This is a genomic window from Methylobacter sp. BBA5.1, from assembly GCF_000746145.1.
Classification (GTDB): Bacteria; Pseudomonadota; Gammaproteobacteria; order Methylococcales; family Methylomonadaceae; genus Methylobacter; species Methylobacter marinus.
This window is the reverse complement of the sequence record NZ_JQKS01000002.1, coordinates 72,253-91,484: the sequence shown is the minus strand read 5'-3', so window position 1 is coordinate 91,484 and position 19,232 is coordinate 72,253. Positions and strand designations below refer to the sequence as shown.

The 19,232-nt window shown below is 54.7% G+C and carries 19 protein-coding genes; 12 read left to right on the top strand and 7 right to left on the bottom strand.

The window, feature by feature from the left end:
* Window positions 1-31: 31 nt before the first annotated feature.
* Complete coding sequence (locus tag EK22_RS01460) at window positions 32-619, top strand: Tll0287-like domain-containing protein (protein WP_235209199.1); 588 nt, start codon at window positions 32-34, stop codon at window positions 617-619.
* 330 nt (window positions 620-949) lie between these two features.
* Here the strand turns inward: EK22_RS01460 and EK22_RS01455 are convergent, their stop codons facing one another.
* On the bottom strand, window positions 950-1,984 hold the full coding sequence (locus EK22_RS01455) for a cytochrome-c peroxidase (protein WP_036247337.1): 1,035 nt from the start codon (window positions 1,982-1,984) through the stop codon (window positions 950-952).
* A 119-nt stretch (window positions 1,985-2,103) separates the two neighbouring features.
* Window positions 2,104-2,739 carry a hypothetical protein gene (locus tag EK22_RS01450; RefSeq protein ID WP_152564981.1) on the bottom strand — a complete coding sequence of 212 codons (636 nt, stop codon included), beginning with the start codon at window positions 2,737-2,739 and terminating at the stop codon, window positions 2,104-2,106.
* Window positions 2,740-3,126: 387 nt separating this feature from the next.
* On the opposite strand from EK22_RS01450, the gene EK22_RS01440 reads away from it, so the two are divergent.
* The 3 genes from EK22_RS01440 to EK22_RS01430 all read left to right on the top strand — a co-directional run bounded on the left by EK22_RS01440 (window position 3,127) and on the right by EK22_RS01430 (window position 6,172).
* Entirely contained in the window at window positions 3,127-3,717 is a 591-nt protein-coding gene (locus EK22_RS01440; RefSeq protein ID WP_152564980.1) for a hypothetical protein, read from the top strand.
* A 139-nt stretch (window positions 3,718-3,856) separates the two neighbouring features.
* Complete coding sequence (locus tag EK22_RS01435) at window positions 3,857-5,791, top strand: ABC transporter ATP-binding protein (RefSeq protein ID WP_200882556.1); 1,935 nt, start codon at window positions 3,857-3,859, stop codon at window positions 5,789-5,791.
* Window positions 5,792-5,986: 195 nt separating this feature from the next.
* Window positions 5,987-6,172, top strand: a complete 186-nt coding sequence (locus EK22_RS01430; RefSeq protein WP_027147129.1) for a (2Fe-2S)-binding protein — start codon at window positions 5,987-5,989, stop codon at window positions 6,170-6,172.
* 87 nt (window positions 6,173-6,259) lie between these two features.
* Here EK22_RS01430 and EK22_RS01425 read toward each other — a convergent pair whose 3' ends face one another.
* From EK22_RS01425 to EK22_RS25145, 3 genes are all read right to left on the bottom strand, one after another.
* On the bottom strand, window positions 6,260-7,003 hold the full coding sequence (locus EK22_RS01425) for a GIN domain-containing protein (protein ID WP_161786367.1): 744 nt from the start codon (window positions 7,001-7,003) through the stop codon (window positions 6,260-6,262).
* A 436-nt stretch (window positions 7,004-7,439) separates the two neighbouring features.
* The gene (locus EK22_RS01420) at window positions 7,440-8,912 is read right to left on the bottom strand and encodes a pyruvate kinase (protein WP_020158500.1); all 1,473 of its coding nucleotides are present in this window, start codon (window positions 8,910-8,912) and stop codon (window positions 7,440-7,442) included.
* A 253-nt stretch (window positions 8,913-9,165) separates the two neighbouring features.
* A complete protein-coding gene (locus EK22_RS25145; RefSeq protein WP_036247327.1) occupies window positions 9,166-9,486 on the bottom strand; it encodes a hypothetical protein in 321 nt (106 codons plus the stop codon).
* A gap of 557 nt (window positions 9,487-10,043) precedes the next feature.
* Here EK22_RS25145 and EK22_RS01410 point away from each other — a divergent pair.
* From EK22_RS01410 to EK22_RS01385, 6 genes are all read left to right on the top strand, one after another.
* A complete protein-coding gene (locus EK22_RS01410) occupies window positions 10,044-10,841 on the top strand; it encodes a UDP-2,3-diacylglucosamine diphosphatase (RefSeq protein ID WP_036247604.1) in 798 nt (265 codons plus the stop codon).
* Between the two features lie 24 nt (window positions 10,842-10,865).
* Window positions 10,866-11,099 carry a hypothetical protein gene (locus tag EK22_RS01405; protein ID WP_020158490.1) on the top strand — a complete coding sequence of 78 codons (234 nt, stop codon included), beginning with the start codon at window positions 10,866-10,868 and terminating at the stop codon, window positions 11,097-11,099.
* Window positions 11,100-11,480: 381 nt separating this feature from the next.
* Window positions 11,481-12,272, top strand: coding sequence for a GNAT family N-acetyltransferase (locus tag EK22_RS01400; RefSeq protein WP_051961593.1), 792 nt, complete (start codon window positions 11,481-11,483; stop codon window positions 12,270-12,272).
* Window positions 12,244-13,044: a lysophospholipid acyltransferase family protein gene (locus EK22_RS01395; RefSeq protein WP_036247324.1), complete on the top strand. Its 801-nt coding sequence runs from the start codon at window positions 12,244-12,246 to the stop codon at window positions 13,042-13,044. Before EK22_RS01400 ends, EK22_RS01395 begins: the two co-directional genes overlap by 29 nt.
* On the top strand, window positions 13,044-14,060 hold the full coding sequence (locus EK22_RS01390) for a M14 family zinc carboxypeptidase (protein ID WP_036247323.1): 1,017 nt from the start codon (window positions 13,044-13,046) through the stop codon (window positions 14,058-14,060). Before EK22_RS01395 ends, EK22_RS01390 begins: the two co-directional genes overlap by 1 nt.
* Window positions 14,053-14,856 (top strand): alpha/beta fold hydrolase, encoded by an 804-nt coding sequence (locus EK22_RS01385; RefSeq protein ID WP_051961591.1) that lies wholly within the window; start codon window positions 14,053-14,055, stop codon window positions 14,854-14,856. The genes EK22_RS01390 and EK22_RS01385 overlap by 8 nt, the downstream gene beginning before the upstream one ends.
* 103 nt (window positions 14,857-14,959) lie before the next feature.
* Here the strand turns inward: EK22_RS01385 and EK22_RS22975 are convergent, their stop codons facing one another.
* Window positions 14,960-15,562 (bottom strand): VPLPA-CTERM sorting domain-containing protein, encoded by a 603-nt coding sequence (locus EK22_RS22975; protein WP_020158485.1) that lies wholly within the window; start codon window positions 15,560-15,562, stop codon window positions 14,960-14,962.
* Window positions 15,563-16,020: 458 nt separating this feature from the next.
* Window positions 16,021-16,659: an Npun_F0296 family exosortase-dependent surface protein gene (locus tag EK22_RS24835; RefSeq protein ID WP_200882555.1), complete on the bottom strand. Its 639-nt coding sequence runs from the start codon at window positions 16,657-16,659 to the stop codon at window positions 16,021-16,023.
* 312 nt (window positions 16,660-16,971) lie between these two features.
* Between EK22_RS24835 and EK22_RS25415 the strand changes: the two genes are divergently transcribed.
* The gene (locus EK22_RS25415; RefSeq protein WP_255360562.1) at window positions 16,972-17,094 is read left to right on the top strand and encodes a hypothetical protein; all 123 of its coding nucleotides are present in this window, start codon (window positions 16,972-16,974) and stop codon (window positions 17,092-17,094) included.
* A 272-nt stretch (window positions 17,095-17,366) separates the two neighbouring features.
* Window positions 17,367-18,935: an alkaline phosphatase gene (locus tag EK22_RS01370; protein WP_036247315.1), complete on the top strand. Its 1,569-nt coding sequence runs from the start codon at window positions 17,367-17,369 to the stop codon at window positions 18,933-18,935.
* Window positions 18,936-19,232: the final 297 nt, after the last annotated feature.

Sequence of the window (19,232 nt, the reverse complement as noted above, 5' to 3'; positions counted from 1 at the left end):
TGATGAATCCTTCACTATTCAGGAGAAGAAAATGCCAAAATTCATGGCCAAAAGCCTTTTGATTTTCATCGCTTCGGCGTCTTCACTTGCGGGACCGGCGGGCAGCGGAACGGATCGGCTGCGCTATCTGGAGGAAAGCCGCAACATCGCAAAAGAGTTCATGCAGACCTTGGGCGGCACGTTGAAAAAGCAACTGGAAGCCGGCAGTCCGGAAAGTGCGATCAGCGTCTGCAAGCGCATTGCACCGGCGATGGCGGCCGGTTATTCGAAAGACGGCCGGGTGGTCAAACGTGTGTCCCTGAAAAACCGCAATCCGTTGATAGGTTTGCCGGATCAGTGGGAACGCCAGGTGCTGGAGGATTTCGACAGAGACTTCCACGATGGCAAGCCGGCCGCCGATATAGAAAAGATCGCCATCGTTGACGATCCAGACGGGCGCTGGTTCCGCTACATGAAAGCGATACCGACCCAGCCGATGTGCCTGCAATGCCATGGCTCATCGAACGATATACCGGCAGGCGTGAAAGCGGTGTTGGCGGAGGAATATCCGGAAGACAAGGCGACCGGTTACAAGGTCGGCGACATACGCGGGGCGATATCGATCAAGCGGCGCATGTAGCGCTATGCCGCCAGAGGTTTTCATAAATCCGGTAGGGTACGAGACTGTGAAAGTATTCAATTTAAAAGATTTAACCACGAAGGACACGAAGCACACGAAGTTTTAAGTTATTGATTAATTTTATTTTTTCTTCGTGTCCTTCGTGATCTTCGTGGTGAATAAGGCTTTTTATGACGCTTTTCACTAATTCTTTCACAGTCTGGTACCCTACTGTATTTTTTCAGGCAGGCCTGTCAATAACAATAGTCAATTTTTACAACAGCCGTTGTTTTCAGATAACGGCTGATTGCGCTAGCCGGCTCCGGCTAAAGCCCGTTTCTCTATCCGGCCTCAGTCATCCTGGGGTTTTGGCGTTTTTTCGGTGGATGCGGGCAGCATCGGGTAATGCACGTCAGGCTTCTTGCCGGTCAGGCTGTGCAGAAAGGCGACGATGCTGTTTGCCTCCTGGTCGGTCAGGGTGATGCCCAGCTGGGTTTCTCCCATGATTTTGACCGCTTCGTTCAGGTCCCATACCGCGCCGTTATGAAAATAAGGGGCGGTTTCGGCGATGTTTCTGAGCAACGGCACTTTGACCATCCCGTCGGCATCCCCTTTGAAATCGCCCAAATCGGCATATTTGTAGGGTTTGACGGTAGGAAATTTCTGCATGGAGGCGCCGCCTATGCCCACGCCGTTGTGGCACGAGGTACAGCCTTTATCGATGAAGGTTTTAAGCCCTTCTTTCTCTTTGGCCGTTAATGCTTCATTGTGGCCGTGCATGAAGGCGTCAAACCGGGAAGGCGTGACCAGCATGCGTTCAAAGGCGCCGATCACCTTGCCGATATTCTTCAGTGTCACCGGATCTTGCTGGTCGGGGAAGATCCTCCGGAAGCTGTCCACATACTCGGGGAGAGAGGAAATGCGCTCTATGGCCAGCCCTGTGGGCATGGCCATTTCCGGTCCGGCCTCGATGGGGCCGGTCGCCTGGTCCTCGAGGTCGGGGCTTCTGCCGTCCCAGAACTGCTTGACGTTGAAGGCCGAGTTATAGACGGTCGGCGAGTTGAGGTGATGGGGGTTGTGCTCCCATCTATGGCCGATGGCGGTAGGGATGCCGTCAACGCCGCCCAGGGCCAGGTTGTGGCAGGTATTGCAGCTGATCAGGCTGCTCTTGGAGAGCCTGGGATCGAAATAGAGCTTATTCCCCAGTTCAAGCTTGTCCTTGGTAATCGGGTTGTCGGGGTTGTCGATCAGCTTTAAGAGTTCGGCATGCTTCTGTGAGATTGGCTTAAGGCCCGCATCGGCCGCTTTCTTGACCAGATCCTCTGCCGCCAGGGCATGGGTGCCGAGACCAACAAGAATTAAGGCTGCGCCTTTGAGTAGTTTCATAATGCTCTCTTCTGCGTTGAGGACAAATTGTTTGATCGATTCTCGCGGCGACGGTTCAGAAGGCAACACGATAAAGCCGATGACCGTCTGGCCCAGGCTAGCTGCGTTTAGTCATCACCCTATCCGCCGTCACTCGACGTACTGGCGACGATATTCAGATGGGTCGAGATATCGATGCCCGGATCGACCAGGATACGCTCGCCGCCATGCTCGAAGGCAAATCGTTTTAACGCCCGGAGCTCAATAAAATAGCCGGGGCAGACGGCTCCCGGCTCGAGTTCTGGAGGCATCGCCGCATTGCAGCGAGCATCCGTAACCGGGCGTGGATCGGTGCTCTGGTCCGTGATCCAGTGGAAAAAAGCATGACTGCCCGGTTGCGGGATATCGTTGCGGCTGTCTACCAGCCAGACCGGGTGGTCCATGTTATGGTAGAGAAACGTGGCCTTGCCTGGCTTGCCGTTCAGGAACCAGCCGATTACGCACGCATTGGCCGGTGTATCATCACCACAATGCCGTGCCACGGGATAGCCTTCGGGCGTGACCTCGCCGGTATAAGTGATGTACAGGAAGCCATAGATATCGCCGTTATGCAGCAACTGGCTTTGCTGATGGCTGTCGATGTGGGTGCCGAACAGGAAAGAGAAGGGCAAGACATGATCAACTTGCCAGTCCGGCTCGGCGGACCATGCGGAACCGGAAAACGGGTTGAGCATCAGGATGAATGCAATATGCAAGCAAATTCGTTTCATAGACATGGCAGACCTCTTTTCTGTGATGAAGCATGATTGATGAACCCGCCGGCGTCTGTCCGGCGGGAATTGTTCTTCAGCAATTCAAGAAACCTAGCCTGATCCATTTTAGTGAAAAGCCCACGCCCGGTAATGCCTTTTGAGTGTTTGTTGAGAATGGATGTGGAACAGTCCCGGCCTGCCGCCGGCTTGGCCGGGATGAATATGGAAAACTGTCGAGGAATTTGACAGCAACGGTTTCCGCTATCGATGATTTTTAGCATAACTTATTGAAGAAGTTGCTGTTTTTTGCTCTGGCGTGGGGTTTGCTTTTTTATCGATGGCTTGCTTTTTATTGCGAAACTTACCTTGATCAAGGCAATCAAACTGACGGGTTCAGAAAAGGAGGCATGCATGAGAGTCCTTGAGAGTTTACTGAGAACGCCAAGACTCGGGTTCACCATTGCTGTACTGCTTTTGCTTTGCGGAGGATTGTTGCCTGCCAGCCGCCAGGCTGTCATGGCGAGTCCAGTTGCCTGGTCCATCACAGGGTCCGGAATCCCATCAGCCGTTATCAATACGTTCACTGACCGGGACCTGAGCTACAGCCTGAAACGGGGCGCGGATTTCGCCGGGAAAAGCGGACTCTTCTCGGCGACAGCCCCTGAGTCAGTCAGTTACCATTTTCTTTGGAGCTACAGCGGCATCCTCGTCTTCTTCCAGGTCATCGCCTTCCAAGGCAACTCCACCGGTAAGATCCTGGCCGATTCCGGCCTCGAAAACGGCTGCGCCACGCCCCCGGCCGTTTTTCTCCTCAGCGGCGGGTTGGCATTTCCGGACGGGACGGCCGGCGATGCCACTGGCTGCATCATGGGCGTTGGCAACCTGGATTCGGATAACAGGCAACAGCTGGCGGAGCCCGAAACGCTCATGCCGCTGGTAATAGGCCTGCCGGGATTAAGGCTGTCCGGGACCGGCGCCGGCCGGGTGCCAGACCGTCGCTAATGAACCGCGAGCGGGGAAGCCGGACTTGCTGACCGGCACCTATTCCATAAGCCCATGCAGAGCACATGCCGATCGTACCGATGTTGTTCCTGATACCGGCTGTATCCTCTGATTTGACGCATCCTGACGTTGCGCCGCCATGGCGCAAGAAGCGAACGTGCAGGGCTTGCCGGCACGCCGCGACTGCCAACCCGGCTCCGCCGCCGTCAAAACCACCTCAACAATTGACTGCCCGCCCATGAACAATCCCGATTCGAAAACCAAGCCTTTGCCCAGCAAGCCGCTGGCCTTTCTCTGGCATTATATGGGGATACGTCCCTGGCGCTTCGCGGGACTGATGAGTCTTATCATCGGCGGCGCGCTTTGCGCGGTGGCGGTGCAATACGGCATGAAGCTGCTGGTCGATGCCATGGCCGGCGGAGACCGGGAGCATGGCAAGGTCTGGTTCTCCCTGGGGCTGTTGATCGGCCTGATCGTCATCGAGAATATCCTGTGGCGCCTCGGCGGCTGGCTAGGCTGCCGCACGGTCGTAGCCAGTTGCGCGGATATCCGCGTCGATCTGTTCAAATACCTGACAGGCCATTCAATGCGCTATTTCAACGAGCATTCGGCGGGCTCGCTGGGCAACCGGATCTCGGCGCTCGGCAATGCGTCGGGCATGGTTTACGGCGGGCTGATCTGGAAGATCGTGCCGCCCATCGTCGATTTCCTCGGTGCCGTGATCGTGCTGCTTAGCGTCGACCAGCGCATGGCACTGGCGCTGATCGGCTTCGTGCTCGTGGTTGCCGCGCTGATTACCGGCTTCGGCATCCGCGGCCGCGACAAGCACCAGCAGTTCGCCGCTCAGGCCGCGCGGGTCGGCGGCGAACTGGTCGATGCCGTGTCCAATGTCTGGACCATCAAGGCGTTCTCGGCCCGCGACCGCGAAAGCGAACGTCTGGCCCGGGAGATCGGCCACGAAGCGCACGCCCAGCGGCACAGCTGGATGTATCTGGAAAAAGTCCGGGTGATACACGATATCTGCCTGTCGCTGATGGCCGGCAGTATGCTGGTCTGGGCCATCAACATGTGGCTGGCCGGCAATGTCACCACCGGCGATGTGGTCATGGTCAGCGCGCTGACTTTCCGCATCCTGCACGGCTCGCGCGATCTGGCCCTGGCGCTGGTGGACAGCACCCAGCAGATCGGCGCCATTGCCGACACTCTGCGCATCATCAACCAGCCGCACAGCCTGGATGATCCCGAGGTCGGCCTGACCCTGGAGGAAGGCCGCATCGACTTCGAGGACATTCACTTCAGCTACCGGGGCCGCCGCGAGGTATTCAAGGACTTCAGCCTGCACATTCCGGCCGGGCAAAAGGTCGGCATCGTCGGCCCCTCCGGTGCCGGCAAATCCACCCTGATCAGTCTGATCCAGCGCCTCGACGACGTGCAGGGCGGGCGTATTCTGATCGACGGCCAGGATATTCGCGGTGTCAGCCAGGACAGCCTACGGGAGAAAATCGCCGTGGTGCCGCAGGAGACGGCGCTGTTCAACCGCACCATTCTGGAGAACATCCGCTACGGCCGTCCCGATGCGACCGACGAGCAGGTGTACGAAGCCGCGCGGCACGCCTTCTGCGATGGCTTTATCCGCGAACTGCCGAGCGGCTATGAGACCCTGGTCGGCGAACGCGGCGTGATGCTCTCCGGCGGCCAGCGCCAGCGCCTGGGGCTGGCCCGCGCTTTTCTCAAGGACGCGCCTATCCTGATTCTCGACGAAGCCACTTCGGCGCTTGATACCGAAGCCGAGACCGAAATCCAGGCCGCGCTGAGCCAGCTGATGCAAGGCCGCACGGTGCTGGCGGTGGCGCACCGGCTGTCGACGCTCTCCTGCTTCGACCACATTGTCGTGCTGCACCAGGGGCGGATTGTCGAATACGGGCAGCCTCATGAACTGCGTCGGCGCGGCGGCGTGTTCGAAACGCTCTGGCGTTTACAGGCCGAAGGCTTTAATCAGGAGCCAGGCGAGCGCATGAAACGGACCAAAAAAGCGCCCGGCAGCGTAAGTTCGCTGGGCTGCGACACCGAGTAGCGGGGGCTGGCATTCCGTTGGCCCGAAAACGTTCGCTCCAACGGAACGGAGAACTGGTTAGATACCGGGTGGGAACTTGCCCGGCCTATGTTTTTTGCGAGCGGCACAGGATGGCGCATGCATGATAAAATGTCCGGCATTTGAAACGCCAGCCCGATGGGCGCGCGTTTGGTCCATCCCACGCACTTAATCCAGATGAATGATATTAACCTGAACAACAACGACTTTATTTGCTACTGCAGCGGCACGACCAGGGAGAAAATCAAGGAGCTTGTCGGCAACGGCATCGACGACCTGGACACCATATCCAGGCTGACAGGCGCCTGCGCGGGCTGCGGCTCCTGCGAGATGGCGGTAACGGAATTGATAGCCGAACTATAACTGACGCATGGGACGTATCGGCCGACAATAAACGCGGCATTTGCGGCCGGCGCGCTTCATTGCTTCAGCAACTCATAAACCTTGTTTTTAGCGATAGGTAATCTTCGCGGCCCCGGAAACCGCCACCTTTCGGCGGGCAGGAGCGCCAGCGATGATGGCACGGCTCGCCCCTGAAATATCGCCAGCAATCGAGCGGGAGGCGAATGCCGATACATTGGCGGCCCCTGAAGCAGACAGATTGATTTCCTCAGCCTGAAGCAACGATGCATCAAGGCGGCCGGAACCGCTTATCGAGGCGGTCAATTGTGTCACGCTCCCGGTCGCCACAATTTTGCTTGAGCCATTGACATTCAGGGTTACGGCCGGGCCGGACAGGTTCATGAAATTGGCGGAACCGGCTCCCGAGAGGGTGACGGACCGCGGGCTTGGCCCCGAGGCATCAACGAGGATGGGATCGTTCAGGCTGACAACCGAGCCTTTAAGATCAACAGTCAAGCGCCCGTCAACGACGCTCGTGGAAAGCAGCGGCAACACATTCGCGGGCGCGGTCACCTTTAGCGCGCGGGTATCCGATACCTCATAGGTCATCTGTACAGGCGCATCGATCTGGATGTCATTGTAGGGGGGAACCGATCTTTCCTCCGTCTGCTCAGGGCCGCTGGCCGTCACCGCATCGCCGGAAACCACTTTGCCGTTGATGATAACCACGCCCTTCCCCGAGACGGCAACAGTGCCGCCGGTCGTGTTAACGTACGCATCGGCATGCGCAAGGCCAGTGAATATCGGCAGGCAGTAGACTAAAGTGCTCATGGATTTATGGATAAACGACATGCTTTTCATCCTCATGCTGGGTAATTTTGCTTTACGGGTAGCGCTCAGCCATTAAAACACAAATCCGCCTGATTCTGGCTTCTGCTTGCGCGGAAATGAGACGAAGCAGGAATATTTTTTACGGCATCCGGTTTTTATACTACCGCAGGTGCGGATTCAGTTAAAAATAAACTCGATTATTCTTTCAGGTTATGGCCGTTTCCGTGGGAGCGATGCCTTTATGCCCTTTGGGTATACATCGCGACTTGCCTGATGGCACAACCCTCAAAGGTCAATAAGGTCATCAATAGAGTCTGCCCCCTATTGATTATTGTTCGGATAGCGAAAGATGAGGACCTCACGGTGTTTAGGCTCATTCACATCAAAAATATCTCCGTCGCTTCTTGGAATCAGTGGATTCGTCGATGAACGGTTCGACTTTACCGAAGCCGATATTCTATTTCCACTGAAAGCTTGGATTGTAGAGCAGTTTGTTTTTTCGAAAAATCAAATCCATTTGGGCAAAAATCGTTCTGATGATTTTGATCGTCTCTAGGGTATACCCCCCCTTATTGAGCATTACACATTCTGCTTTGTGGGCAAAGGCAACATCAGAGATTTCGGCGCGGCTTGGGATGTTGGTTTTCATTTTGTTCTCAAGCACTTGAGTTGCCAAGATGACGGGTATATGCGCCGCCGTACAGAGATCGAGGATCTCTTCTTGCATATAGGCTAGGTTTTCAAATCCGATTTCGATAGCCAAATCACCCCGTGCGATCATGATGCCGGAATTTCCGTACTTGATGAGTGTTTCGAGGATGGCCGGGAGGTTGTGAACCCCTTTTTTGGTTTCTATTTTTGCAACAATCGAAATCTCCCCTTTTTTTCCTAATTTTTCGAGTTCGTCGATTAGATCGGTAATATCTTCAGGCATTTGGGTAAAAGAAATACCGATAATGTCCGCGTATTCGCAGATATGTGGGAGAACTTCTCTATCATGATCACAGATGGCATGGAGCGCGATGTCGCTATTTGGAAAATTGATCCCCTTTTCGTCTTTAATTTTACTCCCCTCATCACTGTGCGTTATAACGCTGCACACGATGTTTTCACCAAAGATTTCATCAATACAAAGTTCGATTTTTCCATCGTCTAAAAAGATAGGATCTCCGACTTTGACTAAGCTTCCGACTTTATCCAATGTACATCCTATGACGGCATCATAATGTTTTGTTTCTTTTTCCGATGGTGACGAATCGCTGGTATGAATAAAGATTTTGTCACCGCAAAACACTTTAATCTTTTTTTCTTTATCCGGTTTTTTCGATTTTTTTAGGCTGGTTCGGATTTTCGGACCCGAGAGATCGACGTAGATTTTTAAATCTTTATCTTCGGACGAGACTTTTTTGATTTCTTTTGCCATCTTGCTCCATGCATCAGGGGTGTCGTGCGCGGTGTTGATACGAAACAGGTGTGCCCCCTCTCGTGAGAGATCACTAAACCAGTTCTCATGGTAATCCGTGGGGACGGTAATCATAATCTTGGTTTTATTGCCAATATTGGAAAAAATTTGAGCATTTTTATCCATGATCGCATGAGAGGCTTCATAGCTTAAGCGGGATTTTTGATGAGGGAGCCCTTTGTTTAATGCTATGGAAAGTATCTCTAGGGCGACATTCACGCTCGCTTCCATATGGGCTTGGGATCGTCCGAATGAAGAAAGTCCCACTTTGGTGAGATCATCTTGCAGTTGTGAGAAATCGTATTTTCGCAGGTTGAGGTAGTGGTGCAGGTTGAGTAAAGAGAGATTGTCTTGTTCGGGATCGATGCCGAGTGTCATTTTCTCCTTCAAATCGAGTAGTCGTTCAAAAATATCAGCTAAAAAGGCAGATTCTATTTTTGATGTCGAAGGGTGTTGATTTTTTCGCATATTTAACCTTATAAAGCGTAAAGCTTGTGATGCTCAACTGTACGCTAAAAAGATTGCAAAATTGTGTCAATGGCCAATGGAATTGAGCCAGTTTCGGCCATTAAAGAAGGCAGTGAAGTAGGGCGGTTTCGCGCAGCAAACCGCCATTTCAAGCAGGCCAGCAATATTGTGGAACATGACAGTTTTAAGACCTGATGTTACGCGGCCAGTTGAAGTTAGATCGATTTAATAAAGTGTCGCTAGCGCGACGTTTTTATTTAATCGGGTTTATCGCACCCGAAGGCGAGTTACGCTGAGAAGCCCATCCTTGGGCTTCTCCCTTCGGGTCAGCTAAAGCTGACCAAATTCGCTCCTGGCGAATTTGTCTTTGTGCGGCCAAAAGAAAGTAACCAAAGAAAAGGCCGCCCGTTGCCGCTTTTTCCTTGCGCTCCTCACTTTCGACGAGGGTTGCCAAAAGGGACTTCCTGTCCCTTTGGCAACGCGCTGCATCCATGCAGCGCCCCTTCGGGCTGTTCTCGCCGAAAGCTGCGGTGCTCGGCGCGGCAAACGGGATAAAATCTTCCGTGCGTAACATCAGTTAATTAAATCGATCTAACTTCAACTGGCCGCGTAACATCAGTGAGTAGTTAAACTTCTGCTTCCCACATAAGAAAAAATCATATTGCTCAAGTTATTGCTATTATTGCGAAAGCGGCTTGCGCGGCAGGATGTGCCGACCCGATAGCAGACGTTCCAGGCGAAGCGCATCAATCGCGGTATGGCTCATCCAAATGGCGTTGGAGTTACAAGCCGAAATCCCGGGTGAGCGGTGAAAACGGCGTGTTCCATCAGGGAACAGGGCCGCTTGGGTTGATGATTAAACATCCCGCTCCAAACAGGCGCCATACATTACACCGGACCCGCGCACAATTCGGACCGAACTCTAGCACAGCCTTTGTGTCTAACACAATTATTCTGTCGCACAGGCCCCGGCTGTTAAAATAATGGCTCATTGGCAACGCCGCCCAGGGCTCTGTCTCCCGCTCCCCATCCATGACGCCCATTGTGTAACCTCTTCGTCATCAAAACGTTAACATGCTGTAATAATGAATGGGTATGGTAGTGCTATCTCAATTTTTTATGGTCGTTGCCATGTCATTACATTACCGATCAGTCTGGATTTCAGATACGCACTTGGGAACTAAAGGCTGTAAAGCCGAGCAATTACGGGATTTTCTCGATCATGTCGACTGCGATACGCTTTACCTGGTCGGCGATATCATCGATTTGTGGAAATTCAGGAACGGCTTTTACTGGCCGGCCCTGCACAGCGATATCGTGCAGCGGATTTTTAACAAGGCCGAGCAGGGCACGCGCGTGCTTTATATTCCCGGCAACCATGACGAGCCGTTCCGCAAGCATGCCGGCATGTATTTTAACGGCATCGATATCCGGCTCAATGCCGTGCATGAAACGCGGGACGGGCGTCGGTTTCTGGTTCTGCACGGCGACGAATTCGACAGCATGGTCTGCCATAACAAAAGTCTGGCGTATATCGGCGGCGAGGCGTACGAGATACTGTTGGTCATCAATCGCTGGTATAACCATATTCGCTCGCTGCTGGGCTACAAGCATTGGTCTCTGTCGGCGTTTTTGAAGAATAAAGTCAAGAACATCGCCCGCTTTATGGATAACTATCAGCATGTCCTGGGACTGGAGGCGCAGAAAAAGCAGGTCGATGGCGTTATTTGCGGCCACATCCATCATGCCGACATCACGCAAATGGAGTTCGGCAAAACTTACTGCAATTGCGGCGACTGGGTGGAAAGCTGCACGGCTCTGGTCGAGCATGACGATGGCCGGCTGGCGCTGATCAGATGGCGGGAAGAAGGCCAGGCGCTGCTTGATCGGAAAAAAGCGCCGGCACCGGCTTATGCGCGGGCGGCTTGATCCGTGCTGAGAAAATCTCTTCTGATGACGATCGGCGGCGTCGTCTTTGTGATAGGAATGATCCTGTTCCCGCTGCCGGTTCCGTTCGGCTTGCCGACCATGATAGTCGGTCTCTCTATCATGCTCAAAGCCTCCAATGATGTTAAGCGATTGATCATTCGGCTGTTTAAACTTCATCCGCAAACAGAAAAGCTGTGGCGCAAGACCCGTGCATTGCGCCACTTATCGTCTCTGAAATCGATCGGCAATAAATTCTGATACAGCATGCGTACAGCGGCCAGAGGTCATTGCCGGCGTTTGTCTTCTCCAGGAGCACTGCTGCCTTTCCGTGCAAGCCAGTAGTCGCTCCTTCCGAATGACCCGCAGGTCGCGAAAAATAGCCGATACCGACAAGGACTGAAATCCTCCGCGCCATGAGGCCATGCACGCGTAGGTGCGAATTCATTCGCACTGCACTGCCATAGCGAACAGTAAACGTCAGGGCTCGAATACCTTATGAGGCACAAGTTCGACCCTACAGCCTGCGCGTCATCGGACGGATATGCCGCTTTTTGTCACGCAATGTTCATAGACCGGACACACTGCTGACATCTTGAGTGCTTATTGTAGCGCTATCGTAATTTCACCCGTTGATGAGACATGAAGAACATAGATGCAACAGTACGAATCAAACCGGCCAGGCGCTTGGAATGCTTCATTGCCCATTCGGAAGAGCTGATAAGACAAGCCCAGGTTTTGCGCTACCGGGTGTTCGCCGGCGAGATGGGGGCCAAACTCAAGACCGGCGCGGAAGGCCTGGATTATGACGAAGTGGACGATTATTGCGAGCATTTGGTGGTGTTCGATAACGTCACAGGCAAAATCGTCGGTTACACGCGCATGCTCAACCAATACCAGGCCCAGCGCCTGGGTCGCTTTTACTCGGAAAGCGAGTTCGAGCTGGACCGGGTCTTGACCCTGCCGGGCCGTTTCCTGGAAATCGGCCGCACCTGCGTAGACCCGGATTATCGCGGCGGCGCGGTATTGACCACATTGTGGACGGGGCTGGTGCAATACGCGCTGGAAGGCGGATTTAATTATTTGCTGGGTTGCGCCAGTATTACGCCCGGCCCCAGCGGTTTTGCCGTCGATGCGGTATATCGCGGCATTGATGCTAAAAACAAGGCGCCGGCTTCGATGCAGGTCCGCCCGTGCGTGCCGGTGCCCGAAGCCCTGCGCTGCCAGCGCGATGAATCGGGCATCCCGCCCTTGCTGAAGGCTTACCTGCGCTTCGGCGCGCTGGTCTGCGGCGAGCCTTGTTGGGATGCGGACTTCAACTGCATGGATCTGTTCATGTTGCTGCCGCTGGATCAACTGCAGGCCCGTTACAGCAAGCATTATATGAGAGACTATCAAGGACTTCATGACGATCGTTGCGCGGCTGTGCTATAGACTTTTACTGATTATTCTGCTGTTCAGCTATGGACTGATTATCGCCGCCGGTATTTTTCCCGCCATCACCTGGCTATATTCGGCCGAGGAGGCCAGAGTCAGGCACGATGCGCTGAAGACGCATTGGCTCAAACTGTTCGGTGCCGTTTTATGCCTGAGGACAGTGGTCGAGGGCGAACCGTCCGGACGGGGCGCCCTGCTGGTCTCCAATCATATCTCCTGGCTCGATATTCTTGTGATCGGCCGCTGCCTGCCGGCTTGTTTCGTCGCCAAGAGCGACGTTTCAGGCTGGCCCGTGATCGGCTATCTGGCCCGGCAGGCCGGCACGATTTTTATCCGGCGCGGCGACAAGCGGCAGATCCGGGCGACCGCTGACGCCATGGCCGGACTGCTACAGCAGAACCGTCACATTATCGCTTTTCCGGAAGGCACCACGACGTGCGGCGACGAGGTTCTGCACTTTCATCCGTCGCTCTTTCAGCCGGCCTTGCTGACGCAATCGGCGATTCAGCCGGTGGCGCTGCAATACCGGGGCGAGGCTAGGGCGCTTGCGCCTTTTATCGGCAACGATGCGTTCGTGCCGCATTTAATCCGGATGCTGACGCTGGAAAAAATCGAGGCCCGAATCAGCTTTCTGCCGGTCATTACGGTCGCCAGCGATACACGCCATGTCGTCGGTGCCGAGGCGAGAGACCGCATCGTAAGAAAAATCGCCTTGGTGCGGGAACTTGAGCCGCTGGCTATCGATAAGAAGCCGCAAACTGTTGTCTGATGGGCATTAAGACTTTTCCGGAACTCGAACAGCTTAACCGCATTATCGAGCAACTGGGCGACCGGGCGCGCGTCGAGGAGGTGGAGCGGATTCAATACCGGGACCATGAGTTCCCGATTCAGTGCATCACGCTCGGCTCCGATCGGCCCGATGTGCCCGTGCTGGCGCTGTTCGGCGGCGTGCACGGCCTGGAGAAAATCGGTTCGGAGGTTATCCTGTCCTATATGCAGAGCATCAGCCAGCTCATGGACTGGGACGAGGAGTTTCTGGCACGGCTTGAAAAATCGCGGCTGGTGTTCGTGCCGGTCGTGAATCCGGTCGGCGTCTGCTTCGGTATGCGCAGCAACGGCAACGGCGTCGATCTGATGCGCAATGCGCCGGTGGAAGGCGAGGGCGCCACGCGGATCTACAGCGGCCACCGGCTGACGCCCCGGCTGCCCTGGTATCGCGGCGATACGCTGAACATGGAGCAAGAGACGCAGGCGGTCTGCCGTATCGTGGACCGGCAGTTGTTCGGTTCGCCGATGTCCATGGCGCTGGATTTGCACTCGGGCTTCGGCATAAGGGACCGCCTGTGGTTTCCCTATGCCGGGCGCAGAACGCCGTTTCCCATGGTGGCCGAAGCCCTGGCTTTAAAGGAACTGCTCGATCGCTGTTACCGGCATCATATCTACAAGATCGAGCCGATGTGCCTGGAGTACGTGATCAACGGCGATCTGTGGGATTATCTGTTTGATAGCTTCCGGCAGCAACATGCCGACGGGCGCATCTTCATGCCGTTGACCCTGGAAATGGGCTCCTGGCTGTGGCTGCGTAAAAGCCCGCTGCATCTGTTCTCTCGGCACGGGTGGTTTCATCCGCTGCTGCCGCACCGGCAGCAGCGCATTTTCCGCCGGCATTTCATGTTGTTCGATTTCCTGCATCGCAGCCTGCTTTATCCGAAGCCGTGGGCGCAGTTGGAGGAACGGGAGAGAATTCTGTATCACAACAAGGCGAACGATCTCTGGTATGGATAAGGCGCAAACACCAAGTAACTTCGGCTTGCACGATTCCCGGCAGCTGGGCCGCAACTGGATTCTGCTGCGCGGACTGAGCCGCGAATCGGCGCATTGGGGTGACTTCGTGCCGCTGCTGCGGGCGGCGTTCCCCGAGGCCGGAATCACGGCGCTGGATCTGCCCGGCACCGGACGCTACTGCCGGGAAGCCAGTCCGGACTCGATCCGCCAGATCACGCGCCAGGTGCGCGCGCAGGCGCGGCAGGCCGGCCTGCTGCAACAGCCGGTCACGGTGCTGGGGCTGTCATTGGGGGCGATGGTCGCCTTCGAATGGATGTTGTCGTATCCGGGCGATATCTGCGGCGCGGCGCTGATCAATACCAGTTTTGCCGGTTTAAGCCCAAGCTATCAGCGGCTGCGCTGGCAGAGCTTAGTCCGGCTGGCGGCGCTGGCGCTGACGCGGAACCTGCGCCGGCGCGAAGCGGCGATCCTGGCGCTGGTCAGCAACCGCACGCCGGATGAACGGACGCTCAAGGACTGGGAAAGCATCCAGCGGGAACGGCCGGTCAGCCTTAAAAACAGCTGGCGCCAGATCAGGGCCGCGGCGCGCTATCGGCCCTGCGACCGGCGGCCCGAGCAATCCGTTTTACTGCTGAATGCCTGGGGCGACCGCCTGGTCGCGCCGGAGTGCTCGGTCGACATCTACCGAAAATGGCATTGGCGCTACTGCAGCCATCCCTGGGCCGGCCATGACCTGCCGCTGGATGACGGGGCATGGGTGGTGGCTCAATTGCAGGAGTGGGCGGCGCAGAATTGAAAGGCTGTTGATTGGCGCCAGTTTATACATTTGGACATGGAAGACAATAAAAAACCGCCTTCGGATTACCGAAAGGCGGTTTGATCATTGGGTAATGCCGGTTTTATGCCGCAGACTGAGCGCGTTTGCGGTTGAAGCCCAGCAATCCCATTAAGCCTGAACCAAACAGCCAGACTGCGGCAGGTACCGGAACGGCGCTGACATTTTCGTTAAAAGTGAAGTTATCCATTGCCCATTGACTTCCTGAGTTATTGATCACCAGGTGATCAATACCTGTCCAATTCAATGCAATCCACAGAGGGCTTTGGTTATTGATAGTAAAAGCGTTCGATGAATATAACAATGAACCGTTATTCCAGCCTTCAAACGTTAAAGACTGAGCGCTATCCCAAGCTGAAGTCCAGTAAGCGCCGTTAAAATCAAACGTACCGGCGCCAGTCCAGTCGATATAGGTTGGTGTAGAACCAAAAAAATTGAAGACAGTATTGTTAGGCGACACAGTACCAAATTCATACCCAGAACCAGGATGAAAAGAACTGCTGATAGAACCGATTTGTGTAGCGCCATTCCAATTGAAGCCGCCATAACCATTAGTTACAGCGGATGTGTCACCCGGCAAATCATCAAAAGTCAGGACAGCAGCCTGTGCGGCATTTACGCCAAACAGCGCAGAGCAAAGCACAGCAGAACAAAGCATTTTTTTCATGATATATAGCTTCCCTTAAACAAAAATTCTAACCTCCTGCCATTTGTTCTGAATCTTAGCAGGCCCTGGATAAAGAGTATCCTTGCATTGCCCGCTTCCGTCATCACCCATATGGGTGATAAATCCAAAAAACAAGAGAAGTAGAGGGCATGGAATAAGTCAGGTAATTGTAGGAGCGAATTTACTTATGCCCCTTAGGGTATTCGACCCGGAAAAATCGAGAAACAGGCAGTGGGAATACCCTGAAGAGCTCAAGTAAATTCGCATCTACAACGCATAAAAATACCCGTGCCATAAGCCGGAGTCCCTAGCGCATGGCGTATGCGCTTTGCCGGATCGGACTCTGCCGGTGGCATTTGTTCCCGAAACGTCAGAAACGATTTGCGTGCAACGACAGACAATAAAAAAACCGCCTTCGGATTCCAGAAAGGCGGTTTGATCATTGAGCAATGTCGGTTTTATGCCGCAGACTGAGCGCGTTTGCGGTTGAAGCCCAGCAATCCCATTAAGCCTGAACCAAACAGCCAGACTGCTGCAGGTACCGGAACGGCGCTGACATCGGCGCTTTTGACGGTAAAGTTATCAATAAACACATAGTCAATGAAGTTGCCGGTCAATGTAGCATGAGTCATGCCTGCATGAGCAATTCCAAAGTAATCACCTAAGTTACTGCCGCGAGTGGGGTTCAATATGAGCGTTTCAAGTAAGGTGTTGCCATTAAAAGCCGATAATGTCCAGTCGTAATCAGCAGCTCCCCATAAGAATGCGAAAGCATCTACTGGAGCGTCAAAATCAAATCGGAAACTATCAGGGCCGCTACCGTGATTAGTCATATGAAACGTTCCACGAGTATTGTAGTTTCCAGCGAAATCACTATCCACTTCGATATTAGTATTGCCGGTAAATGTAACGCCAGATATTGACAATGAAGGAACGTTGACGACACCTGTTGATTCAAAATCAATTACAGTGCCCCCGGCTAAGTTAACATTGTCTGTTGGCAATCCTTGACCAAGAATTGGGGCCGCTGTGACGAATGCTGGAAAAGTTAGGGCGGCTGTAATTACTAAACTACCTAAAGATAAAGATTTTTTCATTTTGTCTCCAACGTCCATTATTGGAACAAAAGTTAGGCATGGACGTAAAAATACCCAACTCGTAAGTTAGCGGAAGAGTATCTTTGCTTTTGCCAATCCTGTCATCACCCATTTAGGTGATAAATCTCAAAAAGTTATAACCGCGCCAGTGAAATTGGCTGGATCAATAAATCCGGCTTTTCGGGGCATGCATGCCGAGTTTACGCTAACACGTCAATCCGGATATTGTCATAAAACCGTCATCGGCCTGTCACGGAATTTACTTGTAAATTGGTTATGCTGCCGGTTTTTCCAACGCGCGAGGATAGCCAGATGAATAAGTTACAAAAAGACATTGTGACCGGCCTGCTTGCCGTTGCCGCCGCTTTCGGTTTGATCTACGGCCAGTTGCTGGCCTACATGGGCATCGCCCAGCAGCTCATGGCGCATAATTAGGCCGCCGTTTTTAGAAATTTATTGGGATCAATCATTATGTTGCGCGACCTGCCTCAAAAGTCCGCCCGCTTTACCAATGACAACGGGGATGTCACGGACCTGACTGCAAGGCTGCAGGCGCTGTCCCCTCTGGAGCACAACGCGCAGCGCAGGGAACGGTCGTCGCTGCGTGCCGAGGACAGGAGGTTTTTATTTTCCTTTCTTCGTGCTGTTTGTAGTAAAAATACCTTACCCATCAGGTAATAAAAATAAAGTAACGCTACCAACACGACATGCTGAAAACCCGGATTTACTGTTTCTTCGCCCTTGTTCTGCTGGGCTGCACGCCGGCGGAAAATATCAAGCCGGACACGGCGGTCAAAAACGTCATTTTAATCATCGGCGACGGCATGGGGCCGCAGCAGGTCGGCCTGCTGCTGTCCTATGCGCGGCAGGCGCCTCATGCCGTGATACGCGACCGCCAAACGGCGCTGGACCGCATGATGGAACAGGGGCGGCTGGGCATCGCCATGACCTACTCGGCCGATACGCTGGTGACCGATTCGGCCGCGTCGGCCACCCAACTGGCCACGGGCCTTCCGGCCGGCTCGGAAATGCTGGGCCTGGACCAGGACGGCAACCGCCAGGAAAACCTCATCGAAAAAGCCCGGCGTCTGGGCAAGGCGACCGGGCTGGTTTCGGACACGCGCATGACGCATGCCACGCCCGCCGCGTTTGCCGCGCATCAGACGCACCGCAGCCAGGAAAATGACATCGCCGAGGATTTGCTGGCCACGCAGCCCGATGTCATGCTGTCGGGCGGCTTAAGCTACTGGATTCCCCGGCAGGCCAAAAGACCGTTTCCATACCTGATCGGCGCTCCGCAGGTCAAATCCAAGCGCACGGACAACAAGGATCTGCTGCAGACCGCGCGGCGGCAGGGTTATACGCTGGCGTTCAATAAGGCCCAGCTGCAACAGGCCCGGGGCAAAACGCTGGGCTTGTTCGCCGGCTCCGGCATGCCCGACGGCATCGTTGAAACCAGGCTGCGTAGCGATGCCGGCCGGGAGGTGCCGACGCTGCGGGAAATGGCGGTCAAGGCGCTGGATCTTCTGGACGACCATGAGCGCGGTTTTTTTCTGATGATCGAAGCCGGGCAGATCGACTGGGCCTCGCATCGCAACGATACGGGCCTGCTGCTGCACGAAATGCTGCGCTTCAACGACATGTTGAATGCCGTGCTGGACTGGGCGGCAAACCGGCAGGACACGCTGATCATCGTGACGGCCGACCACGAAACGGGCGGCTTCGGCTTCAGCTATTCGGCCGAGAACCTCCCGCCGCCGCGTAAATTGCCCGGCGCCGCCTTCGCCAATAGTTTGTTCGCGCCCGGCTTTAATTTCGGCAGCCCCGAGGTGCTGGACAAACTTTACGCGCAACAGCTCAGCTACCATGATATTTTCCAACGCTTCGACGCGTTGCCTCTGCTGCGGCAGACGCCGGCAAAACTGGCCGAACTGGTCAACCGCCATACCGCGTTCAAGATCTCCGAAGCCCAGGCCAGGACCGTTCTGGCGACCGAGGATAACCCGTTCTTCCATGCCGGCCACCACGCGCTGGGCGCCAGGCGGGTCCCGAAAATGGGGGACAACGGGGCGTTTTTCGTCTATCAGCGGGAGAACCGCGAAAACCTGCTGGCGCGTGCTGTCGCGACCAGCCAGCAAGTGGTCTGGGCGACCGGCACCCATACCAGCACGCCGGTTTACGTGTTCGCGCAGGGGCCGGAAGCCAGCATCAAGCCGTTCGCCAGAATCCTTCATCATACGCAAACAGGGCAATTGATCAGCCGCGCGCTGCAGTAGCGGGAGCTGATTGACCGGTTGGGAAAGAATTCGTTTTTTTAACGCCAATTAATAGTTTATATTATGCCCGGCCGACCGGACCGCCATGCTCGCTTGGCGGCGGGTTCACCTTTGTCCCGGAAAGTATTCGCCTGCACTCGGTCCGCTACCCGCGTTAAAAGCCTGGGGCGCATGCCGGGTCGAATGCCGTTAAGTCAAGCTTAACTGAATGGCGGTTACCCTACTGCTCCCTAACATTATTCAACGGATAACCATAGAGGATACAGAACACGACGTTTTCAATCGCTTGAATTGATA

Bases quoted from the DNA above. Each gene is read 5' to 3' on its own strand.
- EK22_RS01410 (WP_036247604.1), top strand. From the start codon at position 10,044: ATGTCATTACATTACCGATCAGTCTGGATTTCAGATACGCACTTGGGA.
- EK22_RS01400 (WP_051961593.1), top strand. From the start codon at position 11,481: ATGAAGAACATAGATGCAACAGTACGAATCAAACCGGCCAGGCGCTTG.
- EK22_RS22975 (WP_020158485.1), bottom strand. From the start codon at position 15,562: ATGAAAAAAATGCTTTGTTCTGCTGTGCTTTGCTCTGCGCTGTTTGGC.
- EK22_RS01455 (WP_036247337.1), bottom strand. From the start codon at position 1,984: ATGAAACTACTCAAAGGCGCAGCCTTAATTCTTGTTGGTCTCGGCACC.
- EK22_RS01450 (WP_152564981.1), bottom strand. From the start codon at position 2,739: ATGTCTATGAAACGAATTTGCTTGCATATTGCATTCATCCTGATGCTC.
- EK22_RS01435 (WP_200882556.1), top strand. From the start codon at position 3,857: ATGGCGCAAGAAGCGAACGTGCAGGGCTTGCCGGCACGCCGCGACTGC.
- EK22_RS01385 (WP_051961591.1), top strand. From the start codon at position 14,053: ATGGATAAGGCGCAAACACCAAGTAACTTCGGCTTGCACGATTCCCGG.
- EK22_RS25415 (WP_255360562.1), top strand. From the start codon at position 16,972: ATGAATAAGTTACAAAAAGACATTGTGACCGGCCTGCTTGCCGTTGCC.
- EK22_RS01420 (WP_020158500.1), bottom strand. From the start codon at position 8,912: ATGCGAAAAAATCAACACCCTTCGACATCAAAAATAGAATCTGCCTTT.
- EK22_RS01370 (WP_036247315.1), top strand. From the start codon at position 17,367: ATGCTGAAAACCCGGATTTACTGTTTCTTCGCCCTTGTTCTGCTGGGC.
- EK22_RS01390 (WP_036247323.1), top strand. From the start codon at position 13,044: ATGGGCATTAAGACTTTTCCGGAACTCGAACAGCTTAACCGCATTATC.
- EK22_RS25145 (WP_036247327.1), bottom strand. From the start codon at position 9,486: ATGTTACGCACGGAAGATTTTATCCCGTTTGCCGCGCCGAGCACCGCA.
- EK22_RS24835 (WP_200882555.1), bottom strand. From the start codon at position 16,659: ATGAAAAAATCTTTATCTTTAGGTAGTTTAGTAATTACAGCCGCCCTA.
- EK22_RS01405 (WP_020158490.1), top strand. From the start codon at position 10,866: ATGACGATCGGCGGCGTCGTCTTTGTGATAGGAATGATCCTGTTCCCG.
- EK22_RS01430 (WP_027147129.1), top strand. From the start codon at position 5,987: ATGAATGATATTAACCTGAACAACAACGACTTTATTTGCTACTGCAGC.
- EK22_RS01460 (WP_235209199.1), top strand. From the start codon at position 32: ATGCCAAAATTCATGGCCAAAAGCCTTTTGATTTTCATCGCTTCGGCG.
- EK22_RS01425 (WP_161786367.1), bottom strand. From the start codon at position 7,003: ATGTCGTTTATCCATAAATCCATGAGCACTTTAGTCTACTGCCTGCCG.
- EK22_RS01440 (WP_152564980.1), top strand. From the start codon at position 3,127: ATGAGAGTCCTTGAGAGTTTACTGAGAACGCCAAGACTCGGGTTCACC.
- EK22_RS01395 (WP_036247324.1), top strand. From the start codon at position 12,244: ATGACGATCGTTGCGCGGCTGTGCTATAGACTTTTACTGATTATTCTG.